This is a genomic window from Pedobacter planticolens (genome assembly GCF_014172375.1).
In the GTDB taxonomy this organism is placed as follows: Bacteria; Bacteroidota; Bacteroidia; order Sphingobacteriales; family Sphingobacteriaceae; genus Pedobacter; species Pedobacter planticolens.
Genome location: NZ_WNXD01000001.1, coordinates 1379008 through 1400669, shown reverse-complemented (window position 1 = coordinate 1400669; position 21662 = coordinate 1379008). Strand labels below are relative to the sequence as shown.

At 33.9% G+C, this 21662-nt stretch carries 18 protein-coding genes; 6 read left to right on the top strand and 12 right to left on the bottom strand.

Translation table 11 applies throughout. The annotated features are described in order from the left end of the window. Positions 1-107 precede the first annotated feature (107 nt). The 3 genes from GM921_RS05715 to GM921_RS05705 form a co-directional block, all read right to left on the bottom strand. Positions 108-722 carry a bifunctional nuclease family protein gene (locus tag GM921_RS05715; protein ID WP_182921633.1) on the bottom strand — a complete coding sequence of 205 codons (615 nt, stop codon included), beginning with the start codon at positions 720-722 and terminating at the stop codon, positions 108-110. Positions 723-770: 48 nt separating this feature from the next. Continuing rightward, a complete protein-coding gene (locus GM921_RS05710; protein ID WP_182921632.1) occupies positions 771-1739 on the bottom strand; it encodes an electron transfer flavoprotein subunit alpha/FixB family protein in 969 nt (322 codons plus the stop codon). A 68-nt stretch (positions 1740-1807) separates the two neighbouring features. Then, positions 1808-2545: an electron transfer flavoprotein subunit beta/FixA family protein gene (locus GM921_RS05705; protein ID WP_182921631.1), complete on the bottom strand. Its 738-nt coding sequence runs from the start codon at positions 2543-2545 to the stop codon at positions 1808-1810. A 111-nt stretch (positions 2546-2656) separates the two neighbouring features. Between GM921_RS05705 and GM921_RS05700 the strand changes: the two genes are divergently transcribed. Both GM921_RS05700 and chrA read left to right on the top strand, forming a co-directional pair. Then, positions 2657-2992 carry a tetratricopeptide repeat protein gene (locus tag GM921_RS05700; RefSeq protein WP_182921630.1) on the top strand — a complete coding sequence of 112 codons (336 nt, stop codon included), beginning with the start codon at positions 2657-2659 and terminating at the stop codon, positions 2990-2992. 11 nt (positions 2993-3003) lie between these two features. Continuing rightward, complete coding sequence (chrA, locus tag GM921_RS05695; protein ID WP_202985632.1) at positions 3004-4203, top strand: chromate efflux transporter; 1200 nt, start codon at positions 3004-3006, stop codon at positions 4201-4203. A gap of 89 nt (positions 4204-4292) precedes the next feature. Here the strand turns inward: chrA and dnaB are convergent, their stop codons facing one another. After that, complete coding sequence (gene dnaB, locus GM921_RS05690; protein ID WP_182921629.1) at positions 4293-5858, bottom strand: replicative DNA helicase; 1566 nt, start codon at positions 5856-5858, stop codon at positions 4293-4295. 188 nt (positions 5859-6046) lie between these two features. On the opposite strand from dnaB, the gene rlmB reads away from it, so the two are divergent. Next, a complete protein-coding gene (rlmB, locus tag GM921_RS05685) occupies positions 6047-6814 on the top strand; it encodes a 23S rRNA (guanosine(2251)-2'-O)-methyltransferase RlmB (RefSeq protein ID WP_182921628.1) in 768 nt (255 codons plus the stop codon). 278 nt (positions 6815-7092) lie between these two features. Here rlmB and GM921_RS05680 read toward each other — a convergent pair whose 3' ends face one another. After that, entirely contained in the window at positions 7093-8184 is a 1092-nt protein-coding gene (locus GM921_RS05680; RefSeq protein WP_182921627.1) for a mannose-1-phosphate guanylyltransferase, read from the bottom strand. Between the two features lie 21 nt (positions 8185-8205). Then, positions 8206-9171: a KpsF/GutQ family sugar-phosphate isomerase gene (locus GM921_RS05675; protein ID WP_182921626.1), complete on the bottom strand. Its 966-nt coding sequence runs from the start codon at positions 9169-9171 to the stop codon at positions 8206-8208. A gap of 87 nt (positions 9172-9258) precedes the next feature. Between GM921_RS05675 and recQ the strand changes: the two genes are divergently transcribed. After that, on the top strand, positions 9259-11448 hold the full coding sequence (recQ, locus tag GM921_RS05670) for a DNA helicase RecQ (RefSeq protein ID WP_182922245.1): 2190 nt from the start codon (positions 9259-9261) through the stop codon (positions 11446-11448). Positions 11449-11486: 38 nt separating this feature from the next. After that, complete coding sequence (gene kdsA, locus GM921_RS05665; protein WP_182921625.1) at positions 11487-12302, top strand: 3-deoxy-8-phosphooctulonate synthase; 816 nt, start codon at positions 11487-11489, stop codon at positions 12300-12302. A gap of 1 nt (position 12303) precedes the next feature. Here kdsA and GM921_RS05660 read toward each other — a convergent pair whose 3' ends face one another. The 3 genes from GM921_RS05660 to GM921_RS05650 are packed head-to-tail and all read right to left on the bottom strand — an operon-like array spanning position 12304 to position 15313. After that, positions 12304-12738 (bottom strand): DUF6526 family protein, encoded by a 435-nt coding sequence (locus GM921_RS05660; RefSeq protein WP_182921624.1) that lies wholly within the window; start codon positions 12736-12738, stop codon positions 12304-12306. A 5-nt stretch (positions 12739-12743) separates the two neighbouring features. After that, complete coding sequence (locus GM921_RS05655) at positions 12744-14639, bottom strand: OmpA family protein (protein ID WP_182921623.1); 1896 nt, start codon at positions 14637-14639, stop codon at positions 12744-12746. A 50-nt stretch (positions 14640-14689) separates the two neighbouring features. Beyond that, a complete protein-coding gene (locus GM921_RS05650; protein WP_182921622.1) occupies positions 14690-15313 on the bottom strand; it encodes a 7-carboxy-7-deazaguanine synthase QueE in 624 nt (207 codons plus the stop codon). Positions 15314-15359: 46 nt separating this feature from the next. On the opposite strand from GM921_RS05650, the gene GM921_RS05645 reads away from it, so the two are divergent. Next, a complete protein-coding gene (locus GM921_RS05645) occupies positions 15360-15695 on the top strand; it encodes a Rieske (2Fe-2S) protein (protein ID WP_182921621.1) in 336 nt (111 codons plus the stop codon). 7 nt (positions 15696-15702) lie between these two features. On the opposite strand, the gene GM921_RS05640 is transcribed toward GM921_RS05645, so the two are convergent. The 3 genes from GM921_RS05640 to GM921_RS05630 all read right to left on the bottom strand — a co-directional run bounded on the left by GM921_RS05640 (position 15703) and on the right by GM921_RS05630 (position 21661). Continuing rightward, the gene (locus tag GM921_RS05640) at positions 15703-16584 is read right to left on the bottom strand and encodes a bifunctional 5,10-methylenetetrahydrofolate dehydrogenase/5,10-methenyltetrahydrofolate cyclohydrolase (RefSeq protein ID WP_182921620.1); all 882 of its coding nucleotides are present in this window, start codon (positions 16582-16584) and stop codon (positions 15703-15705) included. Positions 16585-16667: 83 nt separating this feature from the next. Next, on the bottom strand, positions 16668-18455 hold the full coding sequence (lepA, locus tag GM921_RS05635; RefSeq protein WP_182921619.1) for a translation elongation factor 4: 1788 nt from the start codon (positions 18453-18455) through the stop codon (positions 16668-16670). A gap of 278 nt (positions 18456-18733) precedes the next feature. Next, on the bottom strand, positions 18734-21661 hold the full coding sequence (locus tag GM921_RS05630) for a GH92 family glycosyl hydrolase (protein ID WP_182921618.1): 2928 nt from the start codon (positions 21659-21661) through the stop codon (positions 18734-18736). Position 21662 lies beyond the last annotated feature (1 nt).

The window sequence follows — 21662 nt, the reverse complement described above, 5'->3', positions numbered from 1 at the left end:
GATTAAAGCCGTAAGTTATAATTATTTTGAAACAATAACTATACATAGTATGAAATTGTGGAAAGAGAAGGAAAGTACCTATTTTTTAAAATATTTGCTGAAAATTATTAGCTAGAATTTCTTTTATTCAGCTCATCTCTAATACGAGCTGCTTTTTCATAAGCTTCTTCAGCTAATGCTTCTTCTAATTTTTGTTGTAATTCTTCATCAGTTAAAGATTGGTAACCAGAAACTGGAATAGAAGTCTGCATATCTTCAGAACTATGTTCTTTTGCAATAGAATCGATATTTTCTAAAAACAGAAAATCATTGCCTTCAATTACTATTCCGGCAGAAGATAAGATGAATTCGTAAGTATAAATTGTGGCATTAAATCGTACAGCCAACGCAATGGCATCGGAAGTACGAGCATCAATTTCTTGAGTAGTTTGACCATCAGTACAAATTAATTTGGCAAAGAAAACGCCATCAACTAAGTTGTAAATAATGATTTCTAAAATTTCGATATGGTAGGTTTGCGCAAATGTTTTAAAAAGATCATGTGTTAATGGACGGGTAGGAGTCATCTTTTCAATTTCTATCGCAATAGCTTGAGCTTCAAACGCACCAATAATAATTGGTAAGCGTCTACGGCCATTTACTTCACCAAGAACAAGTGCATAAGCGCCTGATTGGGTTTGGCTATACGATAAGCCTACTATATCGAGTTTTACTTTTTTCATATAAATTAAAACCTTACAGGTTTCAAAACCTGTAAGGTTTATAAAAATTTATCCTTTATGTGCTTTTAAAGCAGCAATTATTTTTGGAACAACTTCAAATGCATCACCAACAATACCATAATCTGCCACTTTAAAGAAAGGGGCTTCTGGATCTTTATTAATTACTACAATTACTTTTGATGAACTTACTCCAGCTAAATGCTGAATTGCGCCAGAAATACCGATAGCAATATATAAATTAGGGCTAATTGCAATTCCTGTTTGACCAACGTGTTCAGAATGTGGTCTCCAATCTGCATCAGAAACTGGTTTAGAACATGCAGTTGCTGCACCTAAAAGTTCAGCTAGCTCTTCAATCATTCCCCAGTTTTCTGGCCCTTTTAAACCTCTACCAGCAGAAACTACCAATTCTGCATCTGGTAAAGAGATTTTATTGGTTGCTCTTACAATTTCTTTAACAATTGCAGTTAAATCTGTAGCCTTAATTTCTGGACTGAAATTCTCAATTGCCGCATCAGTAGCTTTTTCCTTTACACCAAAAGCATTTGGATTTAAAGCAATTACTTTGTTATCAGATGTTAAAGAAGTAACTGCGAAAGCCTTACCAGAGAAAGCGGTTTTCTTAACAGAAAATCCACCAGCAAAACTTGGTATTTCAACAGCTCCATCTACTAAACCTGCCTTAAGTTTTACTGCAATACGAGGTGCTAATCCTTTGCCCGAAAAAGAGTTAGATAAAACAATAAGATTTGCATTTTCTTTTTTTGCTGCTTCAGCAATTACTGATGCATACGCTTGATTTACAAAGTTTTTTAGTTGATCTGCTGCAACATTTAATACTTTAGATGCACCATATTTACCTAATTCCTTCAATTCACTTTCGGAAACATTACCAATAGAAATTGCGGTTAGGTTTGTATTTTGATTATCGGCGATAGCTTTTGCATAAGAAACTGCTTCAAAAACAGATTTCTTAAATTTACCATCGGCTTGTTCTACATATACTAATACTGACATATATTTTTATTTCTAATCCCTAATGGGAAGATTTTACATATTTTGATTATCCAAGTTCCCTTTAGGGGCTATATTACTTTAGCTTCAGTATGCAACAAAGTGATTAATTCTTCTGCATTTTCTGCTGGTATTAATTTAACAGCACCACGAGGAGCAGGAGTTTCAAATTTGGTTACTTTTCCTAATTCCTCAATGGCTACAGCTTCTACAACTGTTAAAGGTTTTGTTCTAGCAGACATAATTCCTCTCATGTTCGGGATTTTAGCCTCTGCAGTTCCTTCTGCACAACTAGCAACAAATTTACCAGTTACCGAAACCACTTCTTTACCACCTTCAATTTCTCTTTCAATAGTAGCGGTTGTACCATCAAAATCTAATTTTTTAATAATAGAAATAGACGGAATATCTAAAAACTCACCAATCATTGCAGCAACTTGAGATCCATTGTAATCGATAGATTCTCTTCCGCATAAAATCATGTTAAAATCATTAGCTTTTGCATATTCTGCAATCTGAAAAGCTGTAAAATATGCATCTCTTGGCACTGCATTTACTCTCACTGCATCATCAGCTCCAATTGCCAATGCTTTTCTGATGGTTGGTTCAGTAGCGCTTTCACCCACATTAATAACCGTAACAGTCCCTTTTCCACCTTCACATAACTCAATTGCTCTTGATAATGCAATTTCATCATATGGATTTACAATAAATTGCACACCAGCAGTATTGAATTGTGTATTATCGTTGGTAAAAGTTATTTTTGTAGTCGTGTCGGGCACATTACTGATACAAACTAATATTTTCATACGTTTACATTTGTTTTTAAAGGTAATGAACCTATAATTTAGTTATTTTACTAACGATAGATTCTTTAAATTTTCTTTGTGCAAATCTAATTAAAAAAGCAGGGATTTAAAATGCAAAACACACGATTAGCCAAGTTATTGGAATTTTTGAACAACGAACCTAATGATCCCTTTATATTATACGCTTTAGCTACAGAATATAATTCATTAAATGACACTGAGAATGCATTTGCCTATTATTTGAAACTCGTTGATGAACATCCGACTTATATAGGAACTTATTATCATTTAGGTAAATTGTATGAAAAACATACCCAAAAGGATAAAGCGATTGAGATTTATCAAAAAGGAATTGCAGCAGCTAGAGCGAAAAGAGATATGCATGCACTTTCTGAATTGCAAGGTGCATACAATTCTGCAGCAGGTTTAGATTATGAAGATGATTAATTAAAAATCCATTGGCAAAAAGACAGCTCTTATTTATTAGGAATGTAATTTTTTTTACATTTACCGCTTTTGGTGGTGCACAAGCGCATATTTCTCTTTTGCTAAGATACTTCGTTAAAAATACACACTTCATTTCCGAAGAAGAATTATTGGAGTTAAATGCACTAGCTCAAGTTTTACCGGGTCCAGCTTCTACACAGACTTTGGTAGGCATTGGCTATAAAGTAGGTGGTTTAAAACTTGCTATTCTTACCTTTTTAATTTGGATTATACCATCGGCAGCGATTATGACATTAGCCGCCATCAGCTATGCAATGCTTGATCAAAAACAACGTTTTATTGAAATTTTAAAATTCATACATCCAATTGCGTTAGGTATTGTGGCTTATGGAGCATATAATTTAGGTAGAAAAGTTTTGGTAAATGAAGTAGCTATCTTTTTAGCGTTTGGTGCAGTTGTAGCCACGTTAGTTTTAAGAAACGCGTATGTATTTCCTTTGGCTATTTTAATAGGAGGAATGGTTTCATCAGCAATTGGAACACCAACAGATGAAGCGCAGATAAGGGTAAGATTATTCGCGAATATCAATCCTAGAAAACTATCTTATTTTATTGGTGTATTGCTTTTTATGGCAATGTTAGGGGCAATTATCAACAGAACATCTCCTTTTAGTTTGCCAATTAGGTTGTTCGAGAATTTTTACCGTAACGGGATTTTCGTATTCGGAGGCGGACAAGTTTTAGTACCCTTAATGTTTACCGAATTTGTAGAAATGAAGCATTATTTATTGCAATCTGATTTTATTTCAGGTTTTGCAGTACAACAAGTTTTACCTGGGCCAACATTTTCATTTACAAGTTACCTTGGTGCATTAAGTATGAAACAAGGTGGATATGGCATTTCAGGGCAAGTTCTTGGTGGCGCCTTAGCTGTTCTTGGCATTAACTTACCAGGATTAATTTTAGTATTATTTATCGTTCCTTTTTGGGATGATTTGAAAAAAATAACCCGAATTAAGTATTCTTTAGCTGGAATAAATGCAGTAAGTGTTGGTTTTATTATTGCAGCATTTATATTGTTAATAAAACCGATGGGATTTGAATTATTACCTATAACTATCTTAATATCAACATTTTTAATCTTAAATTTTACTAAAATAAGTCCGCCATTTATTATTTTGGCAGGAATAGTTTTAGGCTTTTTGATTTAGTATCTTATAGAAGATACTTCTAATCGCAAAGACTAATTTTTACTTCTTTTCTCTGCGTAATTCTCAGTATTCTTTGCGGTAAAATTTAGTTAAAAAGGCGCATCCTCATCGGAGAAATCATCCATTTTAGATGGTCTGATAATTACGTTTCCTGAAGATTTTTCGAAATTTTGTGATGGCATAATTTGGCTTTCTGAAGAAAAACTATTTTGTGGCATAAAGTTTTCCTCCAAATCCGCAAACTTCACGTATTTACCAATAAAGCGAAGTGGAACAATTCCTGTTTCACCATTACGGTGTTTTGCAATAATTACTTCACCAATTCCAGCTTGCGAACGACCATTTTCGTCTTCTGTAATTCCGTAATATTCAGGACGATATAAGAACAATACCATATCGGCATCTTGCTCAATTGAACCAGATTCACGTAAATCTGATAACAACGGCCGCTTACCATTTTGACCAGGTCTGTTTTCTACAGCTCTACTTAATTGAGATAGTGCTAAAACAGGCACTTCTAATTCTTTTGCAACAGATTTTAAAGCTCGTGAAATACTACCAATTTCTTGCTCACGGTTACCACCACCGCTCTGACCTTCTCCTTTACCATGCATTAACTGCAAATAATCGACAATTACCATTTGTATATCGTATTGCGATTTTAAACGACGGCATTTTGCTCTGAACTCGAAAATATTTAAAGCAGGGGTATCGTCAATTAGGAGTGGAGCTTCGGTTAAAGTTCCAATTTTACTATGCAATTGTTGCCATTCCCATTCTGCTAAATTTCCTTTTCTTATTTTCTCTTGCTCAATTTCGGTTTCACCAGATATTAGACGATTAACCAACTGAACTGATGACATTTCAAGTGAGAAAACTACAACAGGTTTTTTAAAATCAACAGCAGCATTACGAGCACAAGTCAATACAAAAGCGGTTTTACCCATTGCTGGTCTAGCCGCAATAATTACCAAATCAGATTTTTGCCAACCGCCAGTAATTCTATCTAAATCCGTAAATCCAGATGGAACACCAGTTAAACCATCAGTTTTTGTGCGTAATTCTTCAAGCGTAGCTAAAGATTGTTTAATAATTTCGTCCATTTTCTGCGTATCTCTACGCAAATTATTTTGGGCGATATCGAACAAATTCTTTTCAGCGTGATCTAATAGATCGAAAATATCTGTTGTGTCTTCGTATGCATTTGTAATAATCTCAGTCGATATTCTAATCAACTCACGTTGGATATATTTTTGAGAAATAATACGAGCATGGTACTCAATATTTGCTGCCGAAGCTACACGATTAGTTAAATTAGTAATGTAATACGCACCACCAACTATCTCTAAAGTGCCTTGTTGGCGCATTTCTGAAGTAACTGTTAAAATATCAACAGGTTTAGATTTTTGAAACAATTGTTGAATAGCTTCAAATATTTTTTTATGTGCTTCTGCGTAAAATACTTCAGGTTTTAAAATATCAATAACGGTTGATAAGGCATCTTTTTCCAACATCAAAGCACCTAAAACAGCTTCTTCTAAATCTATTGCTTGTGGCGGTATTTTGCCCATCGTGTTCATAGAAGTAGAAAGTCTGCTTTTTCGTGCTGAAGTTGAAAATTTTCCTTGCCCTTGAGGTTCGTTATCGGTAATCATACCAACAAAAATATACAAAAGAAAGATTGATTTTTTAAATCTTTTTAAACAGACTGTTAGTTAAGTTGTTGCATTTTTTAATTGTTTAAACATCTTTATATTATTTCTACACAATTAAATGTTAATAAGCGATTAAACAATTCGCCATAGAAATTAATTTAAATTACTTTTGTAGCAGATTAAAAAGTATGGATAATTTTAGAAGACCACAACGCGTAAAAGAAAATAATGAATTTGTTTTTGGTATAAGAGCTGTAATTGAGGCGATTAAAGCTGGGCGAGATATTGAAACCATTTATTTGCAACGTGGCTTAGCTGGAGATTTATTTACAGAGCTAAAAACCTTGCTTCATGGCACATTAATCCCTTTAAATTCTGTTCCAGTTGAGAAATTGAATAGAATGTCGCAAAAAAATCATCAAGGTGTTATTGCTGTAATTTCTCCAATAACTTATCAAAATATTGAAGACATTATTCCATCAGTTTTTGAAAAAGGAGAAACACCATTAATTTTAATTTTAGATAGCGTAACAGATGTACGTAACATGGGTGCAATTGCTCGTACGGCCGCTTGTGTTGGCGTTCATGCTATTGTTGTTCCGTTAAAAAATGCTGCTCAAATTAATGCCGATGCCATAAAAACATCTGCTGGTGCTTTGTTTAGTATTCCAATTTGTAGACATGATAATTTGCGTAAAATCTGCTTGTTTTTACAAGATAGTGGTTTGCAAATCGTGGCGTGTACCGAAAAAACGAATGATTTAATTTATGTTCCAGATTATACCATGCCAACTGCAATTGTAATGGGTTCGGAAGATGAAGGAATATCTAACGACTTGTTAAGAGTTGCAAATCATTTAGCTAAAATACCAATGGCGGGAAAAATCGAATCGCTAAATGTTTCTGTTTCTGCGGGTGTTATTTTGTATGAAGCTGTTAGACAGAGAACTATCTAGTTTTATTTGAAGCGAAATACCAATGCTATTTTTAAAGTTCGTCCAGCTTTTCGCTAAATCTTTTTGTGCTTCGACAAGCTCAGCATTACAAAAAGGATATCGCTTCAATCTGGGCTATTTAACTTAAACTTGTGGAAGTAAAACCTAAATAATTGCATAAAACTGCGTAAAATAAACCCGACAGCAGCGAAAATATCCCGATTTTTCATTGGGAATTGTAGCGGATGGCGGGACTGAATTAACCTATTTCCACGTCATTAGCTTTTCAAAAAAATCTTCTAGATAAACTTACTTCCGAATTTGGCTTTTACGTCTGCAACAATGTTTTTCACATTTTGCTCTTCAGAGCGGGGACAAATTAATAGTGTATTATTTGATTCTACAACAATATAATTGTGCAAACTTTGCAAGATTACTAATTTTTCACCTGGTACATTTACCATGCAGTTAGAAGAATCGAACATCATTACCTGATCAGAAGGAATAACCGCATTACCAACATAATCTTTTTCAGCCATTTCGTAAATGGAAGCCCAAGTTCCAAGATCCGACCAGCCAAAATCTGCCGGAAGAACATAAACATTATCGGCTTTTTCCATTATGGCAAAATCAATAGAAATATTAGTGCATTGCAAATAAGCGTTCGCAATAAATTCTGCTTCATTAGCGGTGCTGTAAAACGAATTTCCTTGCTGAAAAATCTCATGCATATCTGGCAAATGTTTTTCAAAAGCATGATTAATTGCTTTAGCAGACCAGATAAAAATCCCAGCATTCCATAGAAAATCGCCACTTTTAATAAAAGATTGAGCGAGTTCTAAGTTTGGTTTTTCTGTAAAAGTTTTCACTTTATGTATGCCGTCATCAGTTTTTAAAACCTCATTTATATACTGAATGTAACCATAACCAGTATCTGGTCTATTTGGTTTAATTCCTAAAGTAATTAAGCTGTTATTTTTTTCCGCTGCTTCTATAGATTGCTCAATAGCTTGTATAAAGCCATTTTGATTAGCAATCGTATGATCGGATGGTGCAACTACAATAACCGCACTTGAATTAATTTTAGCAATTTTCATTGAGCCATAAGCAATACAAGGTGCTGTATTACGCATAATTGGCTCAGCTAAAATTTGATTTTCATTGAGTTGAGGTAATTGTTCTTTAATTAAATCAACATAAATTTCATTGGTTACAATAAAGATATTTTCTGGCGGACAGATCTGTAAAAATCTATCATATGTACTTTGAATAAGCGTTTTACCTACGCCGAAAAAATCTATAAACTGTTTTGGATATTCTGTTCTGCTAACTGGCCAAAAACGGCTACCAACACCGCCAGCCATAATTAATGCGTAATTATTTTTATTCATGTATTGCAAAGATAATTTAATTTAAATAATGCCCTCTTGTAAAAGGTCATGCAAATGTACCATTCCGTAATAAGTATCACCTGTGGTAACCAATAATTGAGTAATATTGTTTTTTTTGATTAATTCTAAAGCCAATAAAGCTAATTCATCTTTATCGATTCTTTTCGGATTAATGCTCATTAAATCTGCGGCAGTTATATTTTCAATATTAGTGTGGTTTTCTAACATCCTTCTAATATCTCCATCAGTTATTACACCCAAAATTTTCTCATCGGCTATAACAACAACTGCACCCAAACGGTTTTTGCTAATTTCAATAATCACATCTTTTACAGAAGCTGAAGGAGAAATACTTGGTTTTTCATTTTTTGCAGCTAAATCGCCAACTTTTAAATACAAGCGTTTTCCTAAAGATCCTCCAGGATGGTAACGGGCAAAATCTTCTGTATTAAATTCTCGTTCTTCCAATAAACATATAGCTAAAGCATCACCCATTGCCAATTGTGCAGTTGTGCTTGTAGTTGGCGCTAAATTATGTGGACAAGCTTCTTTTTCGACAGTTGTGTTTAAAATTAAATCGGCTTGTTTGGCTAAATCAGAATTTAATGAACCCAACATGCCAATTAATAAATTACCAGATTGTTTTAAAAGAGGAGCCAAGAGTTTAATTTCAGGTGTATTTCCACTTTTAGATAAGCAAATTACAATATCATCTTGTTGGATCATTCCTAAATCTCCATGTACAGCATCGGCTGCATGCATAAAAATTGCTGGCGTGCCTGTAGAATTAAATGTTGCTACAATTTTTTGAGCGATAATTGCACTTTTTCCTATTCCAGTAACAATTACGCGTCCCTTGCTCTTTAAAATGGCATGTACAACTTTAACAAAATCTTCGTTAATGTGTTGTAAAAGGTTTAAAATAGCCTCTGATTCTAACTTTAGAGTTGAAATAGCGGTTTCGATTATAGATTTTTTACTTTTCAAAGAGAATTTATTAGTATATTGATGCTTTAATTACTGCAAAATTATGTTATTTTGAACAATAATAGCACAGAATATTTGACACAAAAAATGGACGTGAAAAAGTCGTTGTTTGATAATTTGCAAACTTTCTTTGGTTTCGATAATTTCAAAGGAGATCAAGAGTCGATAATTACCAATGTTTTAGAAGGAAAAAATACGTTCGTAATAATGCCAACTGGCGGAGGTAAATCAATATGTTACCAGTTGCCAGCATTAATGAGTGAAGGTACTGCCATTGTAATTTCGCCGTTAATTGCATTGATGAAAAATCAAGTAGATCAATTAAGAGCATTTGGTGGGAGTGATAGTATTGCGCATTTTCTTAATTCATCTTTAAATAAAACAGAAATTACTCAGGTAAAAAGTGATTTATTGGATGGGCAAACCAAATTACTATATGTTGCACCAGAATCTTTAGCCAAAGCAGAAAATATTGAGTTTTTAAAATTGCTTAAAATTTCTTTCGTTGCCGTTGATGAAGCACATTGTATTTCGGAATGGGGCCATGATTTTAGACCAGAATACCGTAAAATACGACAAGTAATTACAGGTTTAGGAGAAGAAATTCCAATTATTGCTTTAACAGCAACCGCTACGCCTAAAGTACAGCAAGATATTATCAAAAATCTACAAATGACCGATGCGACGTTGTTTAAATCGTCATTTAACAGGCCGAACTTGTTTTATGAAATTAGGCCTAAACGGGATGTAATTAAAGAAATCATTAGATACATTAAATATAATACAGGTAAATCTGGTATTATTTATTGTTTAAGTCGTAAAAAGGTAGAAGAAGTTGCAGAAGCTTTAAACTTAAATGGAATTAAGGCTTTACCCTATCATGCTGGGTTAGAACCGAAAGTTAGAGCAGAAACCCAAGATAAATTTTTGATGGAAGATGCCGAAGTAATTGTAGCTACAATTGCCTTTGGTATGGGAATAGACAAACCTGACGTACGGTTTGTGATTCATCATGATATTCCTAAAAGTATGGAAGGTTATTATCAGGAAACTGGTAGGGCAGGAAGAGATGGTGGCGAAGGTGTTTGTTTAGCTTTTTATGCGCAAAAAGACGTAGATAAATTAGCTAAGTTTATGAAGGATAAACCTGTTTCTGAACGTGAAATAGGTACTCAAATATTAAAAGAAGTAATTGATTATGCTGAATCTGGCGTATGCCGAAGAAAACAGATATTACATTATTTTGGGGAAAATTTTAATGAAACAGGCTGTAATTGCATGTGCGATAATTGCAAAAAGCCAAAACAAACTTTTGAAGCTGAGCCTCATTTATTAACTTTTCTAAAATTAATTGCATCCACAGGCGAAAAATTTGACGATACCCATTTACTGAATATTTTTATGGGTAGTGAAACTGCTCAAACTATTGCATATGAACAAAATAAACTTCCAGAATTTGGCTTAGGCAAAGAAGATGGTGAAATTCTTTGGAAATCGTTAATTAGACAAGCGGTATTAAATAATTTCGTTTCGAAAGATATTGATAATTATGGTTTATTACGCTTGACTAAAGGCGGTAAAGAGTTTATTGAAAATCCTTATAGTTTAAAATTCCTTTTAAATGAGTTAATAGAAAGCGCAGCTGATGATGATGAAGATGATGTAAAACATGGCACTGGAGCGCTGGATACGCAACTTTTGGGTTTACTAAAAGATCTTCGTAAAAAAATAGCTAAGCAAAAAAATGTTCCTCCATTTGTTGTTTTTCAAGACCCTTCGTTAGAAGAAATGTGTACGCATTATCCTATTTCAATGGATGAATTGAAGCAGATTTCTGGAGTAGGGCATGGTAAAGCATTAAAATTTGGTGGATCATTTATCGAACTCATTAAGAAATATGTAGAAGATAATGATATTGAAAGACCAATTGATTTAGTGATTAAAACTCAGGCAAATAAATCTGCATTAAAAGTTTCTATCATCCAAAATATTGATAGACAGATTGGTTTGGAAGATATTGCTCGATCAAAAGGGATTACTTATTTCGATATTTTAAAGGAAGTTGAAGCGATTGTAAACTCTGGTACAAAATTAAATTTAGGCTATTTTGTTGATGAATTAATTGATGAAGATAGACAGGATGAAGTATTTGATTACTTTAGAGCAGCCGATAACGATTCGATAGATGAAGCCCTAAGTGATTTAGGCGAAAGCGATTATACTCGCGAAGAAATACAATTAATGCGGATTAAATTTATGTCCGAATTAGGAAACTAATAAAACTAAAATCCTTTAAGGATACGTAAAACACTACTATGATTAACTTTTCGATTGATAAATTAAAACATACAGATTCTAATAATTTCTTTTTAATGGCTGGCCCTTGTGCTATCGAAGGCGAAGATATCGCTTTGCGCATTGCTGAAAAGATAGTTACACTTACAGATAAACTGAATATCCCTTACATTTTTAAAGGCTCTTACCGTAAAGCAAATCGAAGTAAAGGAAGTTCTTTTACAGGTATTGGCGATGAAAAAGCATTAAAAATTCTAGAGAAAATTGGTAGAGAATTTGATGTTCCTACGGTAACTGACATTCACGAAAGCAAAGAAGCGGCTATGGCGGCAGCTTATGTAGATGTGTTACAAATTCCAGCTTTTTTATGCCGACAAACAGATTTATTAATTGCGGCTGCAGAAACTGGAAAAGTAGTAAACGTTAAAAAAGGTCAATTTTTATCGGCTGGTTCGATGAAATTTGCAGTTGATAAAATTATAGATTCAGGAAATAATAGAGTGGTACTTACCGATAGAGGAAATACTTTTGGTTACCAAGATTTGATTGTAGATTACCGTGGTTTACCAGAAATGCAAAGCTTTGGCGTACCAGTGGTGATGGATTGTACGCACTCGTTACAACAGCCTAATCAAAGTAGTGGCGTAACCGGTGGTAAACCAGAATTAATTGCAACTATTGCAAAAGCAGCAATCGCGGTAGGAGCCGACGGGTTATTTATAGAAACTCATCCAGATCCAGCTAATGCAAAATCTGATGGTGCAAACATGTTAAATTTAGCTTTATTGGAAGATTTATTGGTGAAGTTAATTCGTGTGAGACAAGCAGTTATTTAGTTTATGCTCTGTGATAATCTCCACGCCAATTTTTAATAGCTATTTTAATTTCTTTTGGAGATAGTTTTTCAGCAACAGTTCTGTCTACCAAGCCTAAAAATTCTTCATTTGGAGCAAAGCGTAAAGCAATAATTTGGCTCATTTTTAATTCGGCAGGAAATAATTTACCAGTTAAAGAAAAATAACGTAGATTTTCTTCGGCTCGTATAGCCCTATCTTGTGCTTTAATAGCGAAATTTCTACTATACCAGAACAATAAAGCTACAGCTAAAAACAAAATCAAAAGTAAAAAGGCATTGTGTAGGTCTAATTTGCTTCCATTTACAGCATGAAAAACACCAATACTTGCACCCAATAAACCTACAATAACTAGGGTTCCTAATACAAAGTGAAAACCAGGTACAAAGCGAGTATGGTTTTTAAAATTCTGTTCCATATAATTTAAATTTTAATGATGGTAAACTCAGTTCTTCTATTTTGTTGCCTACCTTCTTCCGTAGTATTATCATAACGTGGCTTAGTTTCTCCGTAACCTTTAAATGTAAGTCTTTTTTTATCTATTCCGTTGTTAATTAAATAATCGTAAACTGCCTTAGCTCTATTTTCTGATAAAATTTCGTTTTGTTTTGCAACTCCAACATTGTCAGTATGGCCTTGTATTTCTATCGAAACATGCTCGTACTTTTTAAGTAAATCAGTTAATATATTTAATTCGACTATAGATGGAGGTAAAAGTTCATATTTATTAGTTTCAAAGAAGATATTTTTTAAAATAACATCGCTGCCAACTTTAAATTTATCCAATAATATTTCAATTTGATAAGGTTCATTTGTATTGGTTTTGTTTAATGTAAAATGTTGTGAATTAAATAAATAACCATCGGCTTCTACATTAAAAGAATACTCACTTCCAATAGGCATAACCGCTAAAAAATCTCCAGTTTCTTTTGAGGTGAAATCATTAAATACTGGGGTGTTTGTCTTTAAATCTATCACTAAAACATTTGCTTCTAATAACGATTTAGTTTCCTTATCTCGAACAATTCCCTTAACATAAGTTACGGGCAAAGGCTTAGCTTTTTCTGGAAGCTTAAAATGATAAATATCTAAATCGCCAAATCCACCACCTTCAATATTTGCAGAAAATAGGCCTTCGGAGCCATCAGCGCTAACAATCAAACCAATTTCTTCATTATATGTATTAATTGGATAGCCAAGATTTGTGGGTGTAGAAAACTCTCCATTATCTGCCATGCGACTATAAAAAATATCTTTATTACCAAAGCCAGGCCAACCATCTGATGAAAAATAAAGCGTTTTACCATCGGCATGTATAAATGGAGTATTTTCGTCGTAAGGCGTATTAATTTTCGGTCCTAAATTTACAGGATCAGTCCATTTTCCTTCCTCCGTTAAATTACTTTTCCAAATATCATAGCCCCCAATCCCGCCAGGACGATTACTTACAAAATATAACGTATTTCCATCAGCGCTAATTGAAGGTTGCGAATCCCAATATTCAGAATTAATTGTTTTACCTAAATTAACGGCTTTCCCCCAATCGTTTCCTTCTTTTCTAGAAACATAAATATCACAACGACCTAAGCCATCTGGGCGATTACAACCGGTAAAAAATATGTATTTCCCGTCTGGGGAGATAGATTGTGCACCTTCGTTAAAATTTGGTGTATTGATTTTATCACTTAACGGTTGTGCTTTTTGCCATTCTTTATCTTTTTTCGTCGAAATAAAGAAATCTTCATTCCCATTGGTTACTCTTGTAAAAATGAGTGTTTCACCATCTGCAGTCAGAGCAGGAAAATAATCTCGATTTGCGCTATTCACATAAAATCCCATGTTTATAGGCTCATATTTTGTAGGGGTCTTAATTGCAGTTATCGCAAAATCACAATCTAAAAGGTATTTTTTTGTCTTGTTAATGAAATCTTGATCTGAACCTGTATATTTTTGTTGAAAGAGTAGAAAATTAGCTTTGGCATTTGCATAATCTCCAGAAAGTAATTCGCTTTCTGCTAAAACATAATAGATTCTAGGTTCTATAGTTGGCGCAGAACTTACAGCTTTGCGGTAATTTTCTTTCGCCTTAGGATAATTTTTTAATCTACGATAAACATCACCTAACTGAATATAGGCTAATTGAAATTTTGGATCAGCTTTTATAGCTTCATCTAAATATTTAATACCATCTTCGTAAATATTTTGTCTGAGATATTGTTGAGCATCCTCAAAGCTTTCTTGCGCTTTTTTATTAGTAGAATTTTGTGCACTTGCAGAAAAAGTTATCCAACATAAAAAGAAAATCCAATATTTATTCATCTAAATCAAGCTATTTGCTGTTAGACTAATGTAATTAAAATATCGAATATTTATGGAATATTAAGGAATTTATGGGTTTGTAACGAGATTTCCCATCTTGGATTTGCCATTACATACTCTACAATTAGCGGCGTCATTTCTTTTGATTTAGACCACTCTGGTTGCAAATATAATTTACAAGTAGGAGATACTGTTTCGGCATATTTCTCTGCCCACTCAAAATCACTCTTGTTAAAAACGATAACTTTTAATTCGTTTGCAAAAGGTGTTATATCTGGTCTTGGAGCTTTAAATTTCTTTGGAGATAAGCAAATCCAATCCCATGATCCAGAAAGAGGATAAGCACCAGATGTTTCTATAAAAGTTAAAATGTTTCGCTCTTTCAGCTTTTTAGTTAAATAGTCAAGATTATAAATTAACGGTTCACCTCCAGTTACAACCACTGCTTTTCCTGGGAAAGTATCAGCTTTTGTTACAATATCATCACTTAAAGTAAGCGGGTGTAATTCTGCATCCCAACTTTCTTTAACATCACACCAATGACAACCAACATCGCAACCACCTAAACGAATAAAATAAGCAGCTTTTCCTGTATTAAATCCTTCGCCTTGTATTGTATAAAATTCTTCCATTAAAGGAAGTAGTGTCCCATCTTCTGGTATATTGTGTGCCATTTCGTAAATTAGAGCGCAAATATACACATTCAAAAAAGCAGAAAAGATGATTTGGGTAAAGGTTTTGTCAAAACAAGAAACTGAAAGAGAAGATTTTGTAGAAATGGCAAAAGCCGATGGGAAGAAAATTTGTGTAATTAAACATAAAGGAAAATTTTCAGCTATTCAAAATACATGTCCACATGCTGGTGGAATTTTAAGCGGGGGTTGGTGCAAAGAAGGAAATATTGTCTGCCCAATTCATCGATGGGAATATAATTTAGCGACTGGAAGAGGAGCCGAGGGACAAGGAGACTATATCAATATTTATCCAACAAAATTGAAAAAAGATGGTTTATATGTAGGTTTTAAAGAAAGTTTATGGAAAAGATTTTTTGGATAATTATACCTTAACTATATATCTCTCCTTTAGCAGATGCCAATGTATTCTTCAATAAACCTACAATTGTCATTAAACCTACACCACCAGGAACAGGAGTTATCCATGATACTTTTGGAACTACATTCTCGAAATCAACATCTCCATATAATTTAAAGCCAGATTTAGTTTCTGTTGAGGTTTCTCGGTTGATACCTACATCAATGATAATTGCACCTGATTTAACCATATCTGCAGTTACAAAGTTTTTTCTGCCGATTGCTGCCACAACGATATCGCCCTGCAAAACCATTTCTTTTAAGTTATGAGTTTTACTGTGCGTAAGCGTTACAGTACAGTTTCCTGGATTTGCATTACGAGCCATTAAAATACTCATCGGACTGCCAACAATGTTGCTTCTACCAACTACGACACAATGTTTTCCAGTAGTATCAATATTGTAAGCTTGCAACATTAATAAGATGCCATAAGGAGTAGCAGGAATAAAACAAGGTAAATTACGCATCATCCTACCCAAATTCACTGGATGGAAGCCATCAACATCTTTGCGATAATCAATAGTTTCAGTAATTTTTTCTGGATCAATGTGTTTTGGCAAAGGTAATTGAACAATTAAACCGTCTACATCTGCATCTTTATTAATTTCTTCAATTTTAGCTAACAGCTCAGTTTCAGTAACCGAATTATCATATCTAAATAAAGAAGATTTAAAACCAACCTTCTCACAGTTCTTCATCTTGCTAGCTACATAGGTTTCGCTACCACCATCGTTACCAACCAAAATGGCAACTAAATGAGGTTTACGTCCACTTTGTGCTAAAAAAGCTGCTGCTTCTTCTGCGATTTCTGTTTTTATCTTTTCTGATGCGAATTTGCCGTCGAGTAGCTGCATTGTAAGTATATAGTATTTAGTAATTAGTATTTAAATTAATGTCTAGCTGTCTAAATACTAACAACTAACATCTAAATACTATTTTAGTCTAATTTTAAAACTGCCATAAATGCCGATTGTGGAATTTCTACGTTTCCAACTTGGCGCATACGTTTTTTACCTTTTTTCTGTTTCTCCAATAACTTGCGTTTACGAGAAATATCACCACCATAACATTTAGCAGTTACATCTTTACGTAAAGCACTTAAAGTTTCACGAGCGATAACTTTTGCGCCGATCGAAGCTTGTATTTTAATCTCAAATTGCTGACGAGGAATTAGTTCTCTCAATTTTTCGCAGATTTTTTTACCAAAATCATAAGCACTGCTGCGATGTATTAATGAAGATAAAGCATCAACTGGTTCATCGTTAATTAACAAATCCAAACGCACTAAATCAGATTTACGGTAACCAATTTGGTGATAATCGAAAGATGCATAACCTTTAGATATCGTTTTTAACTTATCATAAAAATCAAAAACAATTTCTGCCATCGGGATTTCGAAAACTAATTCAACCCTATCAGATGTTAAGTATGATTGATTTACAATTGTTCCTCTTTTTTGAATACAAAGTGACATTACTGGTCCAACAAAATCAGCTTTGGTAATAATATTTGCTTTAATAAATGGTTCTTCAACAGAGTCTAATTTACTTGGGTCAGGCAAATCAGATGGGTTATTTACTACAAATTCATCGCCTTTGGTAGTGTGAGCAATGTATGATACGTTGGGAACCGTAGTAATTACCGTCATATCGAATTCACGCTCCAAACGCTCTTGTATAATCTCCATGTGTAACATTCCTAAGAAACCGCAACGGAAACCAAAGCCTAATGCCGCAGAACTTTCTGGCTCAAAAACGATAGAGGCATCATTCAATTGCAACTTGTGCATTGCTTCTCTAAGTTCTTCAAACTCATCAGTATCAACTGGATAAATACCAGCAAACACCATTGGTTTAACTTCCTCAAAACCTTGAATAGCATCTAAAGATGGTCTGCCAACTGTTGTAATGGTATCACCAACTTTTACTTCACGAGCTTCTTTAATTCCAGAAATAATATAACCAACATCTCCAGTTTTTACAGAATTTCTTGGCGACATATCTAATTTCAAAATACCTACTTCATCAGCTAAATATTCTTTGCCAGTATTAATGAATTTTACTTTATCACCTTTTTTAATTTCACCATTAACAACTTTGTAATAAGCGATAATTCCTCTAAAAGAATTGAAAACGCTATCAAAAATTAAAGCCTGTAATGGTGCTTCTGGATCGCCAACTGGCGCAGGAACACGGTCTACAATCGCTTGCAAAATCTCAGGAATTCCCATTCCGGTTTTACCAGATGCAGGAATAATTTCTTCACGTTTACAACCGATTAAATCAATAATTTGATCTTTTACCTCTTCAGGCATCGCCCCAGGCAAATCCATTTTATTTAAAATCGGAATGATCTCTAAATCGTGTTCCAATGCCAAATAAAGGTTAGAAATAGTCTGAGCCTGTATGCCTTGCGATGCATCTACAATTAATAAAGCGCCTTCGCAAGCAGCAATAGAACGAGAAACTTCATAACTAAAATCAACGTGTCCTGGTGTGTCAATTAGGTTAAAATTGTACTCCTGACCATCAATTTTGAAATTCATTTGTATCGCGTGACTTTTAATTGTGATTCCACGTTCACGCTCCAAATCCATATTATCAAGCAATTGCGCTTGAGATTCGCGTTGAGAAATCGTCGCTGTATATTCTAACAACCTATCGGCTAAAGTGCTTTTGCCGTGGTCTATATGTGCAATTATGCAAAAATTACGTATGTGCTTCATCTTTGCTGCAAAGATAGGTTTTTTAGGTAAAGATTTGAAAAGCAATTTCAGTGGTTCTTTTGCTCATTCAGACTGGCTTTACACTATATCTTTTTTGTGCTTCGACAAGCTCAGCATGACAAAAAAGGATGTCACTTGAATCCAGTTAAAGAACAAAAATTTGTGGTAATATTGAAGGTTGCGGGGTGATTAATAAAACTCGTCATTGCGAGAAGTGAAACGACGAAGCAATCTATCTAGTAAGGAAAAATTGCTTCGTTCCTCGCAATGACGATAAGTTATTTAACCGTTATCTCATCAAAAAATGTATGCGCTTTACCACCTGCACCTTCATGCCAAGCAGGAAGTATACCATAGTTTTTCGCTTTAATTTTTATGTATCGGCATTGTGCATTTACTTTAGCTGATAATTCTTTAATTTGAATAGTATAATCTTTTGCATCAACTGGAGCTTTTACGTCGCCAACTAATTTAAAATTCATATCATCGCCAGCAATATAAAACTCAGTTTCTGATGGGAAAATAATCCATGCTTGTGTATCTTGTAAAGCACCAATACTAACTGAATTAACTAGTTGTGTTTTGCCTAAATCTAAAATTCCTTCAAAATCTATACCCCAGAAACCTTGCCATCTATTACCAACTCTCCAGTTTATCGCACCTCTAACGCCATCAATTAATGCATCATTCCCTCCGCCAGTAAAACTTTTATTAATTTCACTATTAATCTTTATGGTATAGTTATTTGTGATTTTTTTATAGATCGCTGTACTCACATAACTCGTTTTAAAACCTTTTTTATAAGCAATTGCTTTAATAGTTACATCTTTATCGATACTAAAAGGAGCAATATATTTAGTCGAATTCTGATTAGGTATTGAACCATCTAATGTGTAGTAAATTTCTGTATTTGGTAGGGCAGAAGTAATATTGACTTCGGCCTTGTCTTTAAAAGTTTCTTGTGGGCCATCAATAATTGGATTTGGAACAATCAGATTTTCTGTAATTTTCATTACAGGTTTTTGCAAGCTACTCAGATATTTTAAATCTGGTGTAGCCGATAAAGCAAAGCTTAAATTCGCTCCATTTGATAAATCATTAAAGTTTAAAAACAACTTATTATATGCTTTTCCATTTAATGAAATCCCTTTTAGGTAATAATTTGCATCAGTTTTAGCAGGAGCAGAGATGATTATTTTCTTGCCATTCTCTAAACTAATCGTCATTTTCTTAAACCATGGCGTACCAATATTGTACATATTATTTCCTGGCGAAACTGGGTAAATTCCCATTGCACTCATGACTAACCACGCACTCATTTGCCCACAATCTTCGTTTCCAGCCAGTCCATCTGGTTGATCATGGTATTGCTCATTCATGATTTTGTTAATGTAATATTGAGTTTTTTCTGGATGAGAAGTGAAATTGAATAAATAAGCCATATGATGACTTGGTTCATTTCCATGCGCATATTGCCCAATTAAACCCGTAATATCGCTTTGATCGCGACCTGTTAAACCTTGTTTTGTGGTAAATAATTCATCTAATTTTGCTTGATAAGCTTTTTCTCCACCCATCAAATCTATATGCCCATTTACATCTTGTTGAGTGCTAAAACTATAATGCCACGAGTTTCCTTCGGTATAATTATTATTTACTTCTGTCGGATTAAAAGGTTTCCACCAACCACCATTATTTCTAGCTCTAATATGTCCCGTTGACGGATCATACACATTTTTCCAATTCTGAGCTCTAGTAATGTAAGTTTGATAATCGGCTTCTGCTCCAATCATTTTTGCAAATTGCGCCACACACCAATCATCATATGCATATTCTACAGTTTTTGATGCGCTTTCATGTTCAAAATCTGCCATAACAGCCCCATATTTTGCATAATCATCTATACCAAATTGTTTACGATTAACAGCATGTTTCATCGCTTCTAATGCCAATTTAGTATCAAAACCTCTAATTCCTTTAGCATAGGCATCAGTTATTACAGGAATAGCATGATTACCAATCATACAAAAAGTTTCATCGTTTGCTAAAGGCCAAATAGGCAATAATCCGCCTTCTTTGTGCATAGCCAAAAACGTTTTAATAAAGTCTAAAACTCTTTTTCTATCAATTAAAGTTAATAGAGGGTCTTCTGTTCTATAGGTATCCCATAGGGAGAAAACACTGTAATATTCGAAGTCTTTTGCAATGTGTACTTTTTTGTCTAAACCACGATACCTACCATCAACATCCATGTATAAATTTGGATTAAGTAAACTATGATATAGTGCTGTATAAAAAGTAGTTAGTTGTTTTTTATTTCCGCTTTCTGCATCAATTTTAGAAAGTTCTTTATTCCAAGTTATTTTAGCTTTAGCTAGTGTTTTTGTAAAATCAAAACCATCTTTTTCATTGTTTAAATTTTTCAATGCACCAGCATCATCAACAGCAGAAATAGCAACTTGAGATAATATACTTTCCTGGTCAGCTGTTTCAAATTGGATATATACCTTAAGATTTGTGCCTTTAGCTTTCTTTAACCCAGGTTGTATTTCATCGTTTATAACAATGCCATACGATTTAAAAGGTTTGTTGTATCTAACATGGAAATATAATTCTTGTCCTTTAGCCCACGAACTCGATTTTCTATACCCTTTAATTTCTCTATTATTTACAATTTCTACCCAACTATCTAAAACTTTATCGCGGTGTTTTAAATCAATAATAATGTTAGATTCTTTAGATTTTGGATAAGTAAACTTGTACAAACCAGCTCTTCTTGTTGTGGTGATTTCCGCTTTAATCTTGTATTTATCTAAAAAAGTGCTGTAATATCCTGGACTTGCTTTTTCGTTTTTCTTTTGAAAAGGAGAGGCGTATTGTTTATTTATAAATTGTGGTTTGCCAACGGTAGGCATGAATAAAAAATCGCAATAATCTTCAATTCCAACGCCACTTAAATGCGTTTGCGAAAAACCATACACTACTGAATCTGTATAATGATAACCCGAACAGCCATCCCAACCATCTAATCGAGTATCTGGACCAGGTTGAATCATACCGAATGGAAGTGCTGGGCCAGGGTAGGTATGCCCGTGTCCTCCAGTGCCTATAAATGGGTTAACATACTGATTATAATCCTTTTTTGTTTGTGCAGACGCAAAATTTGTTACTATTAAAAGAGTTAGGAATAACTTTGAAAGTTTCATT

Coding starts and splice junctions, on each gene's coding strand:
- GM921_RS05710 (WP_182921632.1), bottom strand. CDS start 1,739: ATGTCAGTATTAGTATATGTAGAACAAGCCGATGGTAAATTTAAGAAA.
- GM921_RS05680 (WP_182921627.1), bottom strand. CDS start 8,184: ATGAATAAAAATAATTACGCATTAATTATGGCTGGCGGTGTTGGTAGC.
- recQ (WP_182922245.1), top strand. CDS start 9,259: ATGGACGTGAAAAAGTCGTTGTTTGATAATTTGCAAACTTTCTTTGGT.
- GM921_RS05645 (WP_182921621.1), top strand. CDS start 15,360: ATGATTTGGGTAAAGGTTTTGTCAAAACAAGAAACTGAAAGAGAAGAT.
- GM921_RS05650 (WP_182921622.1), bottom strand. CDS start 15,313: ATGGCACACAATATACCAGAAGATGGGACACTACTTCCTTTAATGGAA.
- GM921_RS05715 (WP_182921633.1), bottom strand. CDS start 722: ATGAAAAAAGTAAAACTCGATATAGTAGGCTTATCGTATAGCCAAACC.
- GM921_RS05655 (WP_182921623.1), bottom strand. CDS start 14,639: ATGAATAAATATTGGATTTTCTTTTTATGTTGGATAACTTTTTCTGCA.
- GM921_RS05705 (WP_182921631.1), bottom strand. CDS start 2,545: ATGAAAATATTAGTTTGTATCAGTAATGTGCCCGACACGACTACAAAA.
- lepA (WP_182921619.1), bottom strand. CDS start 18,455: ATGAAGCACATACGTAATTTTTGCATAATTGCACATATAGACCACGGC.
- GM921_RS05660 (WP_182921624.1), bottom strand. CDS start 12,738: ATGGAACAGAATTTTAAAAACCATACTCGCTTTGTACCTGGTTTTCAC.
- dnaB (WP_182921629.1), bottom strand. CDS start 5,858: ATGATTACCGATAACGAACCTCAAGGGCAAGGAAAATTTTCAACTTCA.
- GM921_RS05640 (WP_182921620.1), bottom strand. CDS start 16,584: ATGCAGCTACTCGACGGCAAATTCGCATCAGAAAAGATAAAAACAGAA.
- kdsA (WP_182921625.1), top strand. CDS start 11,487: ATGATTAACTTTTCGATTGATAAATTAAAACATACAGATTCTAATAAT.
- rlmB (WP_182921628.1), top strand. CDS start 6,047: ATGGATAATTTTAGAAGACCACAACGCGTAAAAGAAAATAATGAATTT.
- GM921_RS05630 (WP_182921618.1), bottom strand. CDS start 21,661: ATGAAACTTTCAAAGTTATTCCTAACTCTTTTAATAGTAACAAATTTT.
- GM921_RS05700 (WP_182921630.1), top strand. CDS start 2,657: ATGCAAAACACACGATTAGCCAAGTTATTGGAATTTTTGAACAACGAA.